Source organism: Amycolatopsis sp. NPDC051373 (genome assembly GCF_040689465.1).
GTDB lineage: Bacteria > Actinomycetota > Actinomycetes > Mycobacteriales > Pseudonocardiaceae > Amycolatopsis.
Window position 1 is genome coordinate 57021 of sequence record NZ_JBFBAE010000005.1, and the last position, 16742, is coordinate 73762.

The 16742-nt window shown below is 71.8% G+C and carries 8 protein-coding genes; all 8 read left to right on the forward strand.

What is annotated here, in order from left to right; genetic code table 11:
- The 8 genes from AB0383_RS10805 to AB0383_RS10840 all read left to right on the forward strand — a co-directional run bounded on the left by AB0383_RS10805 (window position 1) and on the right by AB0383_RS10840 (window position 16694).
- Window positions 1–3618, forward strand: coding sequence for a hypothetical protein (locus AB0383_RS10805; RefSeq protein ID WP_366186595.1), 3618 nt, complete (start codon window positions 1–3; stop codon window positions 3616–3618).
- Window positions 3619–3646: 28 nt separating this feature from the next.
- On the forward strand, window positions 3647–7648 hold the full coding sequence (gene eccCa, locus AB0383_RS10810) for a type VII secretion protein EccCa (RefSeq protein WP_366186597.1): 4002 nt from the start codon (window positions 3647–3649) through the stop codon (window positions 7646–7648).
- Between the two features lie 64 nt (window positions 7649–7712).
- Window positions 7713–9089, forward strand: a complete 1377-nt coding sequence (gene eccD, locus AB0383_RS10815; RefSeq protein ID WP_366186925.1) for a type VII secretion integral membrane protein EccD — start codon at window positions 7713–7715, stop codon at window positions 9087–9089.
- A 15-nt stretch (window positions 9090–9104) separates the two neighbouring features.
- Entirely contained in the window at window positions 9105–9374 is a 270-nt protein-coding gene (locus AB0383_RS10820) for a type VII secretion protein EccB (protein ID WP_220245042.1), read from the forward strand.
- A gap of 76 nt (window positions 9375–9450) precedes the next feature.
- The gene (locus AB0383_RS10825) at window positions 9451–12495 is read left to right on the forward strand and encodes a hypothetical protein (RefSeq protein WP_366186599.1); all 3045 of its coding nucleotides are present in this window, start codon (window positions 9451–9453) and stop codon (window positions 12493–12495) included.
- A 31-nt stretch (window positions 12496–12526) separates the two neighbouring features.
- The gene (locus AB0383_RS10830; protein WP_366186601.1) at window positions 12527–15847 is read left to right on the forward strand and encodes a right-handed parallel beta-helix repeat-containing protein; all 3321 of its coding nucleotides are present in this window, start codon (window positions 12527–12529) and stop codon (window positions 15845–15847) included.
- 11 nt (window positions 15848–15858) lie between these two features.
- A complete protein-coding gene (locus AB0383_RS10835; protein ID WP_364170035.1) occupies window positions 15859–16257 on the forward strand; it encodes a YbaB/EbfC family nucleoid-associated protein in 399 nt (132 codons plus the stop codon).
- Window positions 16254–16694 carry a hypothetical protein gene (locus tag AB0383_RS10840; RefSeq protein WP_366186603.1) on the forward strand — a complete coding sequence of 147 codons (441 nt, stop codon included), beginning with the start codon at window positions 16254–16256 and terminating at the stop codon, window positions 16692–16694. Before AB0383_RS10835 ends, AB0383_RS10840 begins: the two co-directional genes overlap by 4 nt.
- Window positions 16695–16742 lie beyond the last annotated feature (48 nt).

The following is a 16742-nucleotide window of genomic DNA, read 5'->3' on the forward strand; positions in this document are numbered from 1 at the left end:
ATGGCAGACAACCCGAATAACAACAACGGGTTCCAGCAGGACGACGACGGCATCTGGCCCGACTCCAGCAGCAACGGGAAATCGAACACCACCGGGGACCCCGGCAAGGACTTCGACGGGCTGACCTGGAAGCAGATCGAGGCCGCCATCCTCGGCGGCGGTTCGATGACCGGCGGTCAGGACAACCTGGACCGGGCCTACGGCAACGTCAATTGGCAGTCGCTGCAGGCCGCCGCCGGCGTGTTCCAGACGACGCAGCTGAACCTCGCCGCCATCTCCCAAGCCATCAAGGACCAGACCGCCGCTCTCGCGGGCGACGACGGGCCGTGGAAGGGCACCGCTGCCGACAACTTCAAGGTCCTGGCCGCCAACCTGAGCGGGAAGTTCGACGCCCTCGTGCACATGATCACCGACGGCGGTGGCGGTGCGCGCGACATCCCGACCCAGCTCGTGAACTCCGCCGCCTACCTGCAGTGGGCGCAGAACACCCTTCGCTACATCGACAGCTACTACGCCGAGCAGGTCATCGCCCGCGGCAAGGTGCTCGGCGACGGGCGGGCGTTCATCTCGCAGTTCCCCGACGCGGTCGAGATGATGACCAACGACATGCGTCAGGTCGGCAACCAGCTGGCCGGGAAGTACAACACGGTCGCGACCTCCAGCTACAGCCCGCCGCCGCCCGGCCAGGCCCCACCGCCCCCGCCGCCGAACGTCCCGCCGCCCGGCGGCGGTGACGACAACCTGCCGCCGCCCCCGAACATCCCGCCGCCCGCCGACATCCCGCCTCCCGGCGGCGGTGCCGGTGGTGGCGACGGTGGTGGTGGCGCGGGCAACGTCCCGCCCCCGAACATCCCGCCGCCCCCGGGTGACACCGGTGGCGGTGACGGGACCGGTGGCGCCGGCAACCCGCCGCCCCTCAACGCCGCGGCCATCCCGCCGCCTCCTGGTGACGTCGGTGGCGGCGACGGTGGTGCCGGCGACCCGCCGCCGTTCAGGAACCTCGACGTGGCGCCGCCGAACCTCGACACGTCCGGTGGCGGCGGCCCCGGTGGTGGCGCCGGGCTGAGCAACTTCGACACCACGCCGCCTCCGCTCACGTCGCCGAACCTGCCGCCGCCCCCGGGCTCGATCGGTGGCGACGACGGCGGGCAGAACGGTGGCCAGAACGGTGGTCTCGGCAACCTGCCCCCGTTCACCTCGCCCAATTTGACGCCGCCGCCCGGCTCGACGGGCAGCAACAACGGCGCCGGCAACGGCGGGACCAACCTTGCCAACATCAAGCCGCCCGCGCTCACGCCGCCGCCCGGTGACGTCAAGGGCGGGGGTGGCCTCGGGGACCTCGGCAACACCGGTGGTCCCGGCAGCACGGGTGGTGGTGGCGGCCTCGGCGACATCAAGCCGCCGGCCCTCACGCCGCCGCCGGACAACGCCGGCCTGGGCAACAACCTGTCGAGCAACGCGCTGAACCCGTCGGACCTGCCGCCGGGCTTGCAGGATGGCAGCAACAACGGCAACCAGGGCGCCATCCCGCCGCCGTCGATGATGCCGCCGCCGACCGGCGCGGGTGGTGCCGGTGGTCTGGGCAACCAGGGCAGCGACCGGCCGGACTCGGCGGGCCTGCTCGGGGGCGTGGACAAGCCGTGGCTCTCGGACATCCCGAAGGGCATCGGCGACCCGACCTCGCTCGGCGAGACCCCGCCGCTGAGCCACGCTTCGTGGGCGCCGCCGCCCGGTGACGCCGGTGGGACCGGTGGCGCGGGCGGTGCGGACCTCGACGGCGCCGGCGGTCTCGGTGGCGCGGGCTCGGACGGTCCCGGTGGGATCAAGGGGCTGGACTCGAGCAACCTCGTGCCGCCGCCGGACCTGCCTCAGTCGCTGGCGGACCCGAACGGGACGAACGGTCCCGGCCAGGTCGGCGCCGGCGGTGCGGGCTCGGGTATGCCGATGATGCCGCCGGGTGGCGCGGGTGGTGGCGCGAGCGGCCTGGGCAACCAGGGCAGCGAGCGGCCCGACTCCGCCGGTCTGCTCGGGGGCATCGACAAGCCGTGGCTCACCGACGTCCCGCAGGGCATCGGCGACCCGACCTCGTTCGGCGAGACGCCGCCGCTCAAGTCGGCGTCGTGGGCTCCGCCGCCCGGAGCGGACGCGAGTATCAGCGGTGCCGGTGACCTCGGTGGTGCCGGTGACAGCGGTGGGCTCGACGGGGTGAAGGGGCTCGACTCGAGCAACCTCGTGCCGCCACCGGACCTGCCTCAGTCGCTGGCGGACCCGAACGGGACGAACGGTCCCGGCCAGGTCGGCGCCGGCGGTGCGGGCTCGGGCATGCCGATGATGCCGCCGGGTGGCGCGGGAGGCGGGGCCGGTGCGAACGCACCGGCTGCCGACCGGCCCGACTCGGCCGGTCTGCTCGGTGGCGTGGACAACGCGTGGCTGGCGAACTCGCCGGCCGGCGTCGGTGACCCGAACTCGTTCGGGGACACCCCGCCGTCGAAGTCGGCCGACTGGGCGCCGCCGGCACTGTCCTCTGTGGACAGTATCGACGCGCCCGCCACGCACCACGTCGACAACACCGGCACGCCGGGCATGGCCGTCCCGCCGCAGAACGGCATGGGCGGTCCCGCGCCGGCGGGCACCGCGACCGACCGGCCCGACTCCGCGAGCCTGCTCGACGCCACCACGCAGCCGTGGACGAACGGCCAGGTCCCGGCGAGTGCCGGCGACCCGGCCGTGGTCAGCGACACCCCGGCGGCGCCCGCGACGTCGTGGTCGACGCAGCCCGATCCGGTGCCTGCCGCGCCGGTGCCGGTGGCCGTCACTCCGGTCACCCCGGTGCCGGTCGACGCCACTCCGGCCCACCCGACGCCGGTCGACCCGACGCCCGTCGAAGCCGCCCCGGCCGAGACGGTGACCCCGGCGACCCCCGACGACCTGGCCCCCGTCACGGGCTGGGGCACCGGCGACCAGCCGCCGGCCGGCTCGGGTGGCTGGGCGACGAGCGCGGTCCCGGCCGTTCCGGTCGTGGTGCCGCCCGTGCAAGCGGGCTGGGGCGTGGCCGGCTCGGCCGCAACGCCGGCAACCCCGGCCACGCAATCGGCCCAGAACACGCAGAACTCCGAGCAGTACAACGACAAGCACGACGACCGCGAAGGCGCGATCGCGGGCGGCGTCGGCGGTGGCGAGCCCGACGAGGTGCGCATCGCCGTGGTCCAGGCCGCGGAGGTCGTGGACACCTCGGCGTGGGACGCCGGCACGGCCGACTTCCTGCCGGGCCTGCTGCCTTCCTCGGTGTTCGCGCAGCGCGAGGAGCGTGAGGAGGACTTCGTCACCGACCTGGTGGAGCGCTCGGACAAGCCGTGGCGCCCCGCGGGTGGCACGGAGGACTCGCCGCACCTCGCGACGTACCAGCGGGTGCGGACCGGTCAGGGCGAGTTCTACGCCGACGAGCTGCCCACGAACGGCGGACCCGACCCCGACGAACTCGAGTCCGAAGAGGACACTGCCGAAGTCGAAGAGGGCGAAGAGGAAGAAGAGGCCGAGCGCACGATGGCGGACCTGCTGAGCCAGGACGAGTCCGCGTGGGGTCGCCCGGCGAGCCGGCCTTCGGGCGTGCTCGAGTGACGGGGAAGGTTCGGAAGGAGGTGCACCGGTGAGTACTGAGACGGTCAAGCGTGGCCCGCGGGCCGCGGGTCCGGAGCTGCCCGAGGGGCAGGAAGACCTGCAGGAGCCGCCGGTGCTCGCCGAGCCGGCGGCCCGGGACTTCAACTCGCTGTTGATGATGCTGCCGATGGGCATCGGGTCGATGGTGATGATCCTGGCGTTCTCGGGTGTGGGCGGCAGCTCGCCGATGACGTATGTGCTCGGTGGCGGCATGGGCGTGTCGATGATGGCCATGAGCCTGGGCCAGCTGTCGCGGGCGGCGGGTGAGCGCAAGCGGAAGATGAAGGCCGAGCGGCGCGACTACCTGCGCTACATCGCGCAGGTGCGCGACCGTGCGCGGTCCACGGCGGAGCACCAGCGGCGGGCGGTGGCGTGGAACAACCCGTCGCCGGATTCGCTGTGGTCGCTGGCGATGGGGCCGCGGCTGTGGGAGCGGCGGGTGAGCCACGACGACTTCGGCCGCGTGCGCATCGGGCTGGGGTCGCAGCAGTCGGCGCTGGAGCTGATGCCGCCGGTCACGAAGCCGATCGAGGACCTGGACCCGCTGTCGGCCATTTCGTTGCGGCGCTTCACCGAGACGTACCGGACGTTGTCGGGCATTCCGACGGCGGTGGGGCTGCGCAGCTTCACGAGCGTGGAGTTCGACGGCGACCCCGAGGCCGCCGTCGGTCTGGTGCGGGCGATGCTGGCGCAGCTGATCACGTTCCACTCGCCCGACGAGCTTCGCGTGGCGGTGCTGACGACCGAGGCCGCCCAGTCGCAGTGGGACTGGGTGAAGTGGATGCCGCACAACAACCATCCGACGTTCCGCGATCCGGCGGGTCCGTTGCGGTTGCTGGCGACAGATCACGACGAGCTGATGGACATCCTGGGCCCGGACGTCGCCGACCGCGACGACCACGACAAGTCGGTGGGTCCGAGCACGACCGAGCCGCTGGTGGTGATCGTGGCGCACCTGGCGCCGATCCCGGAGTCGTCGCGGCTGGTGGGCGCGGGTCTGCGCAACGTGGTGTTGCTGGACGTCACGGGTGCGCTGCCCGGTGGCCCGAAGGTGCTGCGGCTGAACACGAAGGACGATCTGGTCGAGTTCCCGGCCGGCACGGGCGCGGGTTCGGCGTTGCGCGACGAGCTGTCGGTGACGCAGGCCGAGGGCCTGGCGCGGTTGCTGGCGCCGAAGCGGACGAGCGGCACGTTGGAGATCGCGGAGCAGCCGCTGGAAAGCGACTTCGGGTTGACGGCGTTGCTGAACATCAAGGACGTGCACACGTTCGACATCGCGGCGCAGTGGCGGCCGCGGGCGGTGCAGCGGGCGCGGATGTCGGTCCCGATCGGCGTGACCGAAGAGGGCGAGATCGTCGAGCTGGACCTGAAGGAGTCGGCGCAGGGCGGCATGGGCCCGCACGGCATGCTGATCGGCGCGACCGGTTCGGGCAAGTCGGAGCTGCTGCGCACGCTGGTGCTGGGGCTGGCGGCGACGCACTCGTCGGAGATCCTGAACTTCGTGCTGGTTGACTTCAAGGGTGGCGCGACGTTCCTGGGGATGGACCGGCTGCCGCACACCTCGGCGATGATCACCAACCTGGCCGACGAGCTGCCGCTGGTCGACCGCATGCAGGACTCGCTCAACGGTGAGATGGTGCGCCGGCAGGAACAGTTGCGCGCCAGTGGTTATCCGTCGTTGTACGAGTACGAGAAGGCGCGCGCGGCCGGTGAACAGCTGGCGCCGATGCCGACGTTGTTCCTGGTGGTGGACGAGTTCTCCGAGCTGTTGAGCGCGAAGCCGGAGTTCATGGAGCTGTTCGTCTCGGTCGGGCGGCTGGGCCGGAGCCTCGGTGTGCACCTGCTGCTCGCGTCGCAGCGGCTGGACGAGGGCCGCATCCACCGCGTGGAGGGCCACCTGTCGTACCGGATCGCGCTGCGCACGTTCTCCTCGATGGAGTCGCGCAGTGTGATCGGGGTCGGCAGCGCGTATGAGCTGCCTTCGGAGCCGGGCAACGGTTTCCTCAAGATCGACACCACGAACCTGGTGCGCTTCAAGGCCGCGTACGTGTCCGGCCCCGTGCCCGCCGGCAGCGGCGAGGGCCACGCGGACGCCGCGCGCGTGAGCCGCGAGGTGGTGCCGTTCTTCACCCAGGCGCGCCCGAGCCGGTTCATCATCCGCGACGACGAGCCGGACGCGGGCGAGAAGAAGATGTCCGATGTGGACGCTCTCGACGCGGCGCCGGTCGGCCCGACGCTGGCCGACGTGTTCGTCGACCGGCTCACGGGCGCGGGCCCGGCGGCGCGGCAGGTGTGGCTGCCGCCGCTGGCGGAGTCGCCGAGCCTCGACTCGCTGCTGCCCAGCGTGCTGCCCGACCCGGTGCGCGGCATGAGCGTGCAGGACCCGGCGCACCACGGCCGCCTGCGGGTGCCGATGGGCATGATCGACCGGCCGTTCGAGCAGGTGCGCGAGCTGCTGATGGCCGATCTGTCCAGTGCCGCGGGCCACGTGGCCGTGGTGGGTGGCCCGAAGACGGGCAAGTCGACCATCGTCCGCACGCTGGTGCTGGCGCTGGCGATGACGCACACGCCGGAGGAGGTCCAGTTCTACGGGCTGGACTTCGGTGGTGGCGGCATCATGTCGATCAACGGCCTGCCGCACGTCGGCTCGGTCGCCACGCGCCTCGAGCGCGACCGCGTGGTGCGGACCATCGAAGAGATCTCGCAGATCATGGAGTACCGCGAGAACGTGTTCTCCGAGCGCGGGGTCGAGTCGATGGAGGTCTACCGGCAGCTGCGCCGGCGCGGCCAGATCGACGACCCGTTCGGCGACGTCTTCCTGGTCATCGACGGCTGGTACAGCCTCAAGAACGACTATTCGGAGCTGGAGCAGAAGATCGGCGAGCTGGCCTCGCGCGGTCTGTCGTTCGGCATCCACGTGGTGATCGCGTCCACGCGCTGGTCGGAGATCCGCCCGTACCTGCGCGACCTGCTGCAGACGCGGTTCGAGTTGCGCCTGGGTGACCCGATGGAGTCGGAGATCGGTTCGCGCAAGGCCAAAACGGTGCCGAACCAGCCCGGCCGCGGCATGACGCCGGACGGGCTGCACTTCCTGGCGGCGCTGCCGCGCATGGACGGCAGCTCCGCGACCGACGACCTGGCGGCGGCGACCAAGGCCGTGGCCGAAGAGGTGCACACGTTCTGGCCGGGCCGCAAGGCGCCGGCGGTGCGGATGCTGCCGAACACGTTGCCGATCAGCGAGCTCCCGCGGCCGGACGGCGACCTGCGGATCGCGCTGGGCCAGGACGAGCAGCGGCTGCTGCCGGTGTGGCACAACTTCGAGGCGACGCCGCACCTGCTCACCTTCGGCGACAACGAGACCGGCAAGACCAACCTGCTGCGGCTGGTCATCCGCTCGGTGCTCGCGCGCTACCAGCCGAGCGAGGCGAAGATCGTGCTCGCCGACCCGAGCCGCATGCTCGACACGGAGGTCCCCGAGGCCTACCGCGTCGGCTACGCCACCACCACGGAGGCGTTGCACGAGCTGGCCGCGCAGGCGAGCGTGTCGCTCACCCCGCGGGTACCGGACCAGTCCATCACCGCCGACCGGCTCAAGCGCCGCGACTGGTGGACGGGCCCGCGGCTGTTCTTCGTGGTCGACGACTACCAGCTGCTCACCGGCGGCATGGGCTCGCCGCTCGAGCCGCTGCTGTCGCTGCTTTCGCAGGGCGCCTACATCGGGTTCCACCTCATCGTCGCGCGCAGCACCTCCGGGGTGATGCGCGCGCTGAGCGACCCGGTGATCCGCCGGGTGTGGGAGCTGGGCAGCCCCGGCGTGGTCTTCTCCTACCCCAAGGAAGAAGGCAAGTTCCTCGGCGAGGCGACCCCGCGCAACCTGCCCGCGGGCCGCGCGCAGCTGGTCACCCGCCGCGGCGTGAAGCTCGTGCAGACCGGTTACGTGCCGCTGGGCGCGGAAGCCGAGCAGCAGCAGCTGGTGGGCGGCCTGCGATGAGCTCTTTCGAACACGGTGCTTTCGACGACAACGCGCGCGCTGGAAGGAGCGGACGTTGACAGCCATGCAGGGCGAGCTCTGCCGGATCACGGTGTACGGGCCGCAGGGGCGGGCCGATCTGGCCGTGCCGATGTCGGTGCCGCTCACGAGCCTGCTGCCGGTGCTGCTGCACCACACCGGCGGCCGCGAGGACCTGGCCGACACGTGGGTGCTGCAGCGCCTCGGTGAGGCCCCGCTCGACGCGGCCGGCACGCCGGAGTCGCTGGACTGGAAGGAGGGCGAGGAGTTCCACCTCCGCCCCCGCCTGGACCCGCTGCCGGAGCTCGACTTCGACGACATCGCCGACGGCATGGCCACCGCCGTCAGCCGCCAGCCCGGGCGCTGGAAGCCGGAGTTCAACCGCTGGCTGTTCCTCGGCTTCGCGATCTTCGCGCAGGTCGTGCTGGCGTGGATCCTGCTCATGCCCGGTCCGCTGGGCCTGTCCGCGATCGGGACCGCCGTTGTGGCGCTGGGCCTGGTCGTGGCCGCGGTCGCGTGCGGCGTGCGCTCCGAAGACAACGCGCTGCTCCTGCTGCTCGGCCTCGGCGGCTGCGGGTTCGCGGCCATCGCCGGCGCCGTGGGCGTGGCCGGGGTCGACGCCGCGTTCGACCTGCAGGGCGCGCCGATCCTCGTGGGCTCGTTGACGTTCGCGCTGGCCGGTGGCCTGCTCATCGGTGGGCGCGCGGCGTGGTCGCCCGGCCTGCCGTTCGTGCCGTTCGGCGCGGTGGTGGCGACGGGTGTCGCCGGCGCCCTTTCGATGTGGCTGCACCTCGGTGCCGGGCTGACCACGACGCAGACGGCGGGCCTCGTGTCGGCCGTGCTCATCGCGGTGCTCGTGTTCGCGCCGCGCATCGGCATCCGGTTCGCGCGCATCCGCGGCCCGCAGCTGCCGCGCACCGCGTCGGAGCTGCAATACGACATCGAGCCCGCGCCCGCCGAGCAGATGGTGCGGCAGACGGCCTACGCCGACGGTTACCTCACGATCTTCTGCATCGCGTCGGCGGTGGTGTTCACCTGCGCGTTCCCGTTCCTCGCGGAACAGGACCTGTTCCCGAAGCTGCTGGCGTTGCTCGTGGCCGCGGCGGTGCTGATGCGCTCGCGGGCGCTGCTCGGCGCGTGGCAGCGGGTGCCGCTGTCGATCGCCGGCTCGGTCGGGCTGGTGCTGCTCGCGCTGTCGCTGGTCGACCCGATGGCGGCCAACTGGCGCGGGGTGTCGGCCGGCGGGCTGGCGCTGGTGTTCTTCCTGCTGGTGCTGGCGATGCTGCGGCCGCCGCCGCGGCGCCTGCTGCCGATCTGGGGCCACCTGGCCAACTGGACCGAGACGTTGAGCGCGGTGGCGGTGATCCCGATCCTGCTGCAGCTGTTCGGGGTCTACGGCTGGGCGACCGGGCTCACGGCGTGAACGGGGTGAGCTGACATGGTGCAGACGCAGAAGGACCACGTCGAGGCGTATTCGTTCCTCATCGGACGGATGACCTCGGCCCTGGTGCTGGGCGACGCGAGCCACCTCGACGTGCCGGCCAAGCGGACCTGGAACGGCCTGCTCGGCGGCGCGCTGCTGGCCCTGCTGATCGTGGTCGGGTTTTTCGTCTACGGCCTGATCGCGCATCACACCGGCGGGAGTGCGCCGTCTGCACCAGTGGGGGGCACCGGCGGGCCGTCCCACACGGTGCGCATCCCGACGTGAACCGATAGACCTACGCCGCACGTGACAGCTGTGCCGGGAGCTCGGGCCGGTGCCGGTAGGAAGGACGAAGGTGAACATGGACCTCTCGCTGGTGCGTCGCGGGACCGGTGCCTCCGGTACCACCCTCGACAAGCAGACGGTCGGGAACGCTCTTGTCGTCCACCCCGCGACCGGGATGACCGACGAGGCCCAGGCGCTCGCGCTGGGCGTCGCGGCCGACACCGAGCACGACCTGGTCGTCGTGGACCTGCCGGTGGACTCGCCGATCTGCCTGTGGGAGTCGGTGGCGAAGGTCCTGCCGCGGCGCCGTCGCGGAGTGCGGCTGGTGATCGGCGGGCGTTCGCGCGAGACGTCGGCGCTGGCCGGGCAGTGGCTGTCGGAGCGGATCAACCGCACGGTGCTGGCGCCTGACGGTTCGGTGATCCCGAGCGCCGGCGGTGCCCTGTTCGTCCACTCCGGACGCGGCAGCGGCTGGGTGAAGTTCCAGCCGGGGCGCGCGCCGAAGTGGGAGGCCAAGCGGTTCCCGCGGCCGTCGTGGGACTCCGGGCTCACGGCGGAGTTGACGTCCACGAGCTCGCGCGGGGTCGCGGAGCCGTTGCCGGGTGGGCTGTGGGTGCGTCCGGTCGGCTTCGACCAGGGACAGCGCGCGCACCGCGCGGCGCTGGTCAAGGGCCTGCCCGCGCAGCACGACACGATGACCATCGTGCTGGGCTGCCCCGGCTGCCCACCGTTGACGCTCGACGACGCGGCCCGCCTGTGGGTGCGGCTGCCGGAGAACGTGCGGGCCAACGCGCGGTTCGTGCAGTACGGGCCGATGTCGGTGCCGGCCGGGACGTCGCTGGGCCAGGCGCTGGCCGACCTGCTGGGCAAGGAGGTCGCGTTCTACACCGGCCTGCCCGTCGGGTCGCCGCAGCTGGTCGACGTGCGCACGGTGCTGTTCGACGGCCGGCTGGGCTGGACCACGTTCGTGCGCGAGATCGGCTACCAGCCGCGCGTGCAGGGCGGGCCGGTGCAGGCGCCGCGCCTGATCAGCCACCGCCCACCGATCCACGGCCTCAACGAGGTCGCCCCGGCCGTGTACTGGTACTCGCCTGACGCCGTGATCGAGGTCGTGCAGTCCGGCCTGCTGGTGCGCTCGCCGCACGACGGCCGCGAAACCCCGGCCGTGCGCGCGCTGACGCTGGACAACTCGATCAACAACCTGACTTTCGACGCGACGAGCGAAGACGCCGTGGACCGCATGCGCATGCTGGCCCAGGACGTGCTCGCGCGGCTCGACGAGAACACGCGGCGCATGAGCCGCGTCCTGCCCGCGCACGCGCTGCTGGCCGAGCGCGGCCGGGTGCAGGTGACGACCAAGGCGCTGGCGGAGATCGAGCAGGGTGACGCGGCTCCGGCCCCGGCGTTGCTGGAAGCCAGTCCGACGGAGGTCGTGGTGCCCGGCGAGTACAAGCCGGCCGCGCCCGTGGACCTCGAGGTGGACGTCACGCCGGAGCCGGCGTTGCTGCGGTCCGAGCCGACGATCACCCAGCGCCTCGACCCGGGTGTCGGGGTACCGCGGTCGCTGGCCGGGGGCGGCAGCCCGATCACGATCACGTCGGCTCGGCCGCCGATGGTGCCGATGGAGGAGTCCTCCGGCGGTCCGTTCGGGCACAGGCAGGACGACAAACCGGCGGGCCGGCACGCCGAGAAGCCCGGTGGCGCCGGGTTCGCGGGTCCGGTCGGCCCCACCGTGCTTCAGGGTGGAGCCGAGGCTCCGGCTGCGTTCGCGGGTCCGTCGGTGCCGCCGAAGTTCGGGGCGCCCGAGGGTGGGGCCGAGGCTCCGGCTGCGTTCGCCGGTTCGTCGGTGCCGCCGAAGTTCGGGGCGCCCGGCGGTTTCGCGGGCCCGGGTTCGGTCGTGCCGGTTCCCGGTGCGCCGACCGGGTTCTCGGGTCCGGCTACCCCGCCCGCGCCGATTCCGCCTGCCGCGCCGCCGGTCGGGATGCCGTCGGCTCCGGTGGCTCCGCCCAGTCTGGCCGCCGGGCCCGTGTCGATGCCACCAGCCGCGACCCCGCCTGTGGGGATGCCGCCCGCGGCCACGCCGCCGGCCGGGATGCCTCCGGCCGCCACTCCGCCCACCGGGATGCCGCCTGCCGCGGGGGTGCAGCCGGTGACGCCGCCGTCGGTCGAGGCGCCGACCGTGCAGGGACCGGTCGTTCCCGTCGAGATCACCACCCAGAACACCGAGACCGCCGAAGACGCTGAAACCAGCGAGGACGCTCAAGCCACCGAAGCCGTCGCCGAGCCAGTCGCCCCGGTCGCCCCGGCCGAGAAGGGCGAGGCGCGCCTGCAGCCCACCCCGGGTGCCGAGGCGACGGCGCTGCTGCCCAAGCGTCGCGCCGAGAAGGAACGCGAGTGGCTGCGCAAGTCGCTCGGCGCGGAGTACGGCTTGATGTCCAACGCCGTGGCCCGCATCCTGTCCGAGCACCCCGGGTTCCAGGGGGCGCTGTCGACGTCGTCGGCCGAGGTGCTCACAGACGCGGTCGCCGTGCAGCTGTACCTCTCGGTCAAGGGCGCGGCCATCGACGGCGCGCTGCGTACCGGCGCCAACGGGCCGCACGTGCCCATCGCGCGCTGCGTGGTCGCGGGCCTGAGCCGCCTGCCCTCGCACCGCGGCCCGGCGACGTTCGCGACGTCCGTGTCGAAGTCCGAGTGGGACCTGTTCCGCTCGCAGAAGGTGCTCACCGAGTGGGGTTTCCTCAACACGCTCACGCAGCCGTCGTCCACTTTGGACGGCGAAACCGACGTGCTGGTCTGGTCGATCACGGCCCGCCGCACGAAGCTGCTGGAACCCACCGCCGGTGGCGTGGAGAACCGGGTGCTGTTCGTGCCCGGCACGAGTTTCAAGGTGCTGGACCTGCGCGAACCCGCCGAGGGCGTGCGCGGGCTGGTACTGCTGCGGGAACTGACGTCGAGCGAGGTGGACGAGACCGGCAAGGTCGCGTCCGACCGGATCTCGCTCGACGAGCTGGCTCTGGTGTCGCTGCGCCGGGAGCTCGAGGTGTGGGCCGAGGCCGAGGGACGGGACCCGATCGCCGAGGTGTCCGCGCCGCGGTTCGGGGCGCTCCCGGGGCTGGTGTGAGCGTGGTGTCGAGGCGGGAGAGGCGAAATCGATGAACCGACAGTTGCTCGTGGTCGGCGGTGATCGGCCGGGGGCGTTCCCGACCATCGGCGCCGCGCTGGCGCAAGCGCAGCCGGGGGCCACGATCAGCGTGAACCCGGGCCGCTACGAGGAGAACCTCGTGGTGGACCGGATGGTTTCGCTGGTCGCCGAGCAGGGTGCGGGCACCGTCGAGGTCGTGGCGAGCGAGGGCAGCGTCCTCGTCGCCAATGCCGAGGCCGTGCAGCTGCGCGGGTTCACGCTCACCAGCACCGACAGCAACCTCGTGGCCGTCGACGTGGTGCGCGGCGAGGCGGCGCTGGACGGCTGCCGGATCTCCGGCGCCTCCTGGGCGACGCTGCTCGCGCGCCTGCAGGGCCAGCTCGCGCTGCGCGGCTGCACGGTCACGAGCTCTGCGGGCGCCGGCGTGGTCGTGGCTTCGCCGGCGCAGAGCACGATCGAGGACACGGAGATCGTCGACGCGGCGTCGTCGGGGATCGTGGTGGCCGAGGTCGGGTCCGTGGTGCTGCGCCGGTGCGCCGTGCGCCGCCCGCAGGGCAACGGGATCTGCGTGAACGGCGAGGCGGTGGCAGTAATCGAACACTGCGAGATCACCGGCGCACAAAAACCTGCGATGGTGGTGGAACAACAGGGCCGCGCAACAATCACGGGCCTCACTGTGCGTGAAAGCGCAAATGTTGATCTTTATCTCACCAGCCAGGGCCGGATCTCGGTGGCGAGCTCACAGTTCGTCGCCGCGCCGATGCAGGCCGCGCACGTGGCCGGGTCTTCGGCGCCGCTGCTGCGCGAGTGCGTGTTCTCCGGTGCCGAGCGCAACGCGGTGCAGGCGACGGCGAACGCGGCGCCGCAGTTCGTGGACTGCACGTTCGAGGGTTCGCCGGTCGCGATCCTCGTCGACGGTGAGTCGACGCCGAAGTTCGAGCGCGCGACCGTGCGCGGTTCGACGCAGACGGCGGTGCTCGTGAACGCCGAGGCGGCCGTGAAGATCACCGGCCTGCGGCTGAACACCGAATCCGGGCCGGGAATCGTCCTTTCCGGACAGTCGCGAATGGAGCTGGCCGACGCGTCGATCGAGACCGGCCGCGAGGCGGGCCTGGAGGCGACCGAGTCGGCGCGGGTGACCGTGGCCGACATCAGAGTGGGCTCGACCGCCGAACACGCCGTGACGCTCGGGGCGAGCACGCCGTCGTCGCTCACCTCAGTGCTGGTGCGCGGCGGCGGCCTTCGTGTGTCGGGCCCGGCCGAAAGTTCGTTGCAGGACTGTGAAATCGCCGAGGCGAAGGCCGACGGGATCACCGTCGCCGGCGGCTCCGTGCTGAGTGCCTCGCGGTGCCGCGTCCGCAGCGCCAAGCGCAACGGTGTGGTGCTGGAAGAGGGTTCGCGCGGGTCGCTCGTCGAGTGCGAGGTGCTCGGCGCCGGTGGCGACGGGTTCCTCGTCGAGACGCGCGAGCCGGTGACGATCCGCGACTGCGTGGTCAACGACGCGGGCGGCGAGGCCGTGCACCGCCTTGAGGACGACCAGGCGACGGTGGAGAACGTGAGCACCGACCAGGTGCGGGCGGAACCTTCGAGCGGATTGTCGTCGGAGTTCCCGTCGACGCCCGACCAGCCGACCGGCCCGCAGAGCGTGAGCGACGCCGCGGGTGAGGTGCTGGACGGGCCGCTGGGTGACCTGGAGTCCCTGGTGGGTCTGGCCGGGGTGAAGAAGGAGGTCACCGGCCTGATCAACCTGATCAAGATGTCCCAGATGCGTGAGCGCATGGGGCTGCCGATGCCGCCGATGAGCCGCCACCTCGTGTTCGCGGGCCCTCCCGGTACCGGTAAGACCACGGTCGCGCGCCTGTACGGCACGGTGCTGGCGGAGCTGGGCATCCTGTCCAAGGGCCACATGATCGAGGTCGCGCGTCAGGACCTGGTGGGCCAGTACATCGGTTCGACGGCGATCAAGACCACCGAGGTGGTCGAGAAGGCCATCGGTGGCGTGCTGTTCATCGACGAGGCGTACACGCTGGCCGCGGGTTCGGGCGGGTCCGGTCCGGACTTCGGTCAGGAAGCCATCGACGCGCTGATGAAGATCATGGAAGACCAGCGTGATTCGCTGGTGGTGATCGTCGCGGGGTACTCGGAGCAGATGGACCTGTTCCTGCAGTCCAACCCCGGTCTGGCGTCGCGGTTCACGCGCACGATCGAGTTCCCGAACTACAGCGTCGACGAGCTGGTCACGATCACCACGGGCTTGACCCGCAAGCACTACTACGAGCTGACCGACGACGCGATCACGGCGTTGCGCGAGTACTTCGAGCGGGTGCCGAAGGACGCGACGTTCGGTAACGGCCGTGTGGCGCGCAAGCTGTTCGAGGCGATGGTGAACAACCAGGCTTCGCGGCTGGCGTTGCAGCCGCCGTCGAAGGACTCGGAGCTCAACCGGCTGACGGCCGAGGACCTGCGGGCCGAGCTGGTGCAGCTGGCGGCCGCGGCGGCCGCGGCGGTCTCGGTGGGTTCGGACCCGGCGGCGGCCGTCGGCGCGAGCACGGGCTGGAACCGGCTGCGCACCCTCGTCGGCCAGGCCGGCGTGCGGGAGAACGCGCAGCGCCAGCTGGTGCGCCTGGGCGGGCTGAAGCAGGAACGCCAGCCCCTGGGGCACCTGGCGAACCTGGTGATCAGTGGCGAACGCGGGTCCGGGCGGGCCGAGTTCGCGAAGCTGTACGCGTTGAGCCTGGCGGAGCTGGGGCTGGTGAACGTCGGGCAGCTCGTGCGTTGCTCGGTGGCCGCCGACCTGTACCCGCGCTGGCCGGGGCAGGCCGAGCACCTCGTGCGCACGGCCATGAACGACGCCAGCGGTGGCGTGCTCGTGCTCGATGTGGACGGTGACTGGGAGATCGCGACGCACAGCTCGGGCGCGGAGGTCGTCGAGGCCGTCGCGGAGGCCGTGACGCGCCGTCCGGCTGACCCGGTGGTGGTGCTGAGCGGGCAGACGCAGCGGGTGGCCGCGTTGCTGGGTGTGGTGCCCGCGTTGCGGAGCTCGTTCACCGTCGGGTGGGAGCTCGGCGAGTACACAGTGGACGAACTGGCGGAGATCGCCGTGCGGCTGCTGGTGCGGCGCGGTCACGACGTCCCTGACGACGTCCGGGACGCGCTGGCCCACGAGCTGGCATCGGCTTCGGAGCACACCGTGCACGCGGCCCACGAGCTGGCGCGGACGTTGTCGGTGGCGGCCGCGTCGCGCACACTCGCGGCCGCGGACCTGCGCGGGATCCGTCCACCTGAGACCGGAGCGCTGGCGCTGGGCCAGGGCCTGGCGTCGGTCGGCTGAGGAGGTAACGCATGAGTTCGCCGTACCAGAAGATGCTGGACGAGGCCATGGGCGCCTACCAGCAGCAGCGCGAGCGGTTCGAGGAGAACCGCAAGCAGGTGGATTCGCTCACGACCAGCGCCACGTCGGCGCGGCGCGAGGTGACCGCGACGGTGTCGCGCACCGGTGAGCTGACCGAACTTTCCTTCCCCACCAGTGTGTACAAGAGGATGGCGCCGGCCGAGCTGGCGGCGGTGATCGTGAAAACGGTCGAGGAGGCGCGGCAGAAGTCGATCAGCGCCTCTGCGGAGGCGATGGCACCGATGCTGCCGCCCGGGCTCTCGGCGCAGGACTTGATGAGCGGCCGCGTGGACGTGCGGGCGTTGTTCTCGGGACGTGTTCCCGGCATGGAGGAAGGGACCCAGGCATGACTGACGACTTCTTCGTCGACGCGGACGGACTCACCAACAGCGCCAACGGCTTCGCCCAGAAGGCGGGCGAGCTGCGGAGCCTGGCGCAGCGCGTGCAGGCCCTGACCAACCCCAGCACCGTTCTGGCCGCGACCGGCAACGACAAGAACGGCTCGAACTTCGCCAACGTGCACCTCGCGGCGGCCGGCAAGATCTACAACGGACTCGACGCGTGGGCCAAGGCCGTGGACGGGACGACCACGGCGGTGCGCGACATGGCCGACTCGTTTCGCGACGTCGACGAGGGCGCGACGGAGCTCGCGGGGTCGTTGCGGACGGACTTCACGCAGCTGAACACGGACGTCAACAGTGGTGGCGACGGTGGTCCGGCCGAGCCGTTGCGGGCGCGTGAAGGCACCGCGCTGAAGCCGACGATTCCGTCGAAGCCGACGCACTGAGTCCTTTGTAGACCTATTTTTGTCAAGGGGGTGAACCCGCGGTGAGCC

Coding starts and splice junctions, on each gene's coding strand:
- AB0383_RS10820 (WP_220245042.1), top strand. CDS start 9,105: ATGGTGCAGACGCAGAAGGACCACGTCGAGGCGTATTCGTTCCTCATC.
- AB0383_RS10835 (WP_364170035.1), top strand. CDS start 15,859: ATGAGTTCGCCGTACCAGAAGATGCTGGACGAGGCCATGGGCGCCTAC.
- AB0383_RS10840 (WP_366186603.1), top strand. CDS start 16,254: ATGACTGACGACTTCTTCGTCGACGCGGACGGACTCACCAACAGCGCC.
- AB0383_RS10805 (WP_366186595.1), top strand. CDS start 1: ATGGCAGACAACCCGAATAACAACAACGGGTTCCAGCAGGACGACGAC.
- AB0383_RS10825 (WP_366186599.1), top strand. CDS start 9,451: ATGGACCTCTCGCTGGTGCGTCGCGGGACCGGTGCCTCCGGTACCACC.
- AB0383_RS10830 (WP_366186601.1), top strand. CDS start 12,527: ATGAACCGACAGTTGCTCGTGGTCGGCGGTGATCGGCCGGGGGCGTTC.
- eccD (WP_366186925.1), top strand. CDS start 7,713: ATGCAGGGCGAGCTCTGCCGGATCACGGTGTACGGGCCGCAGGGGCGG.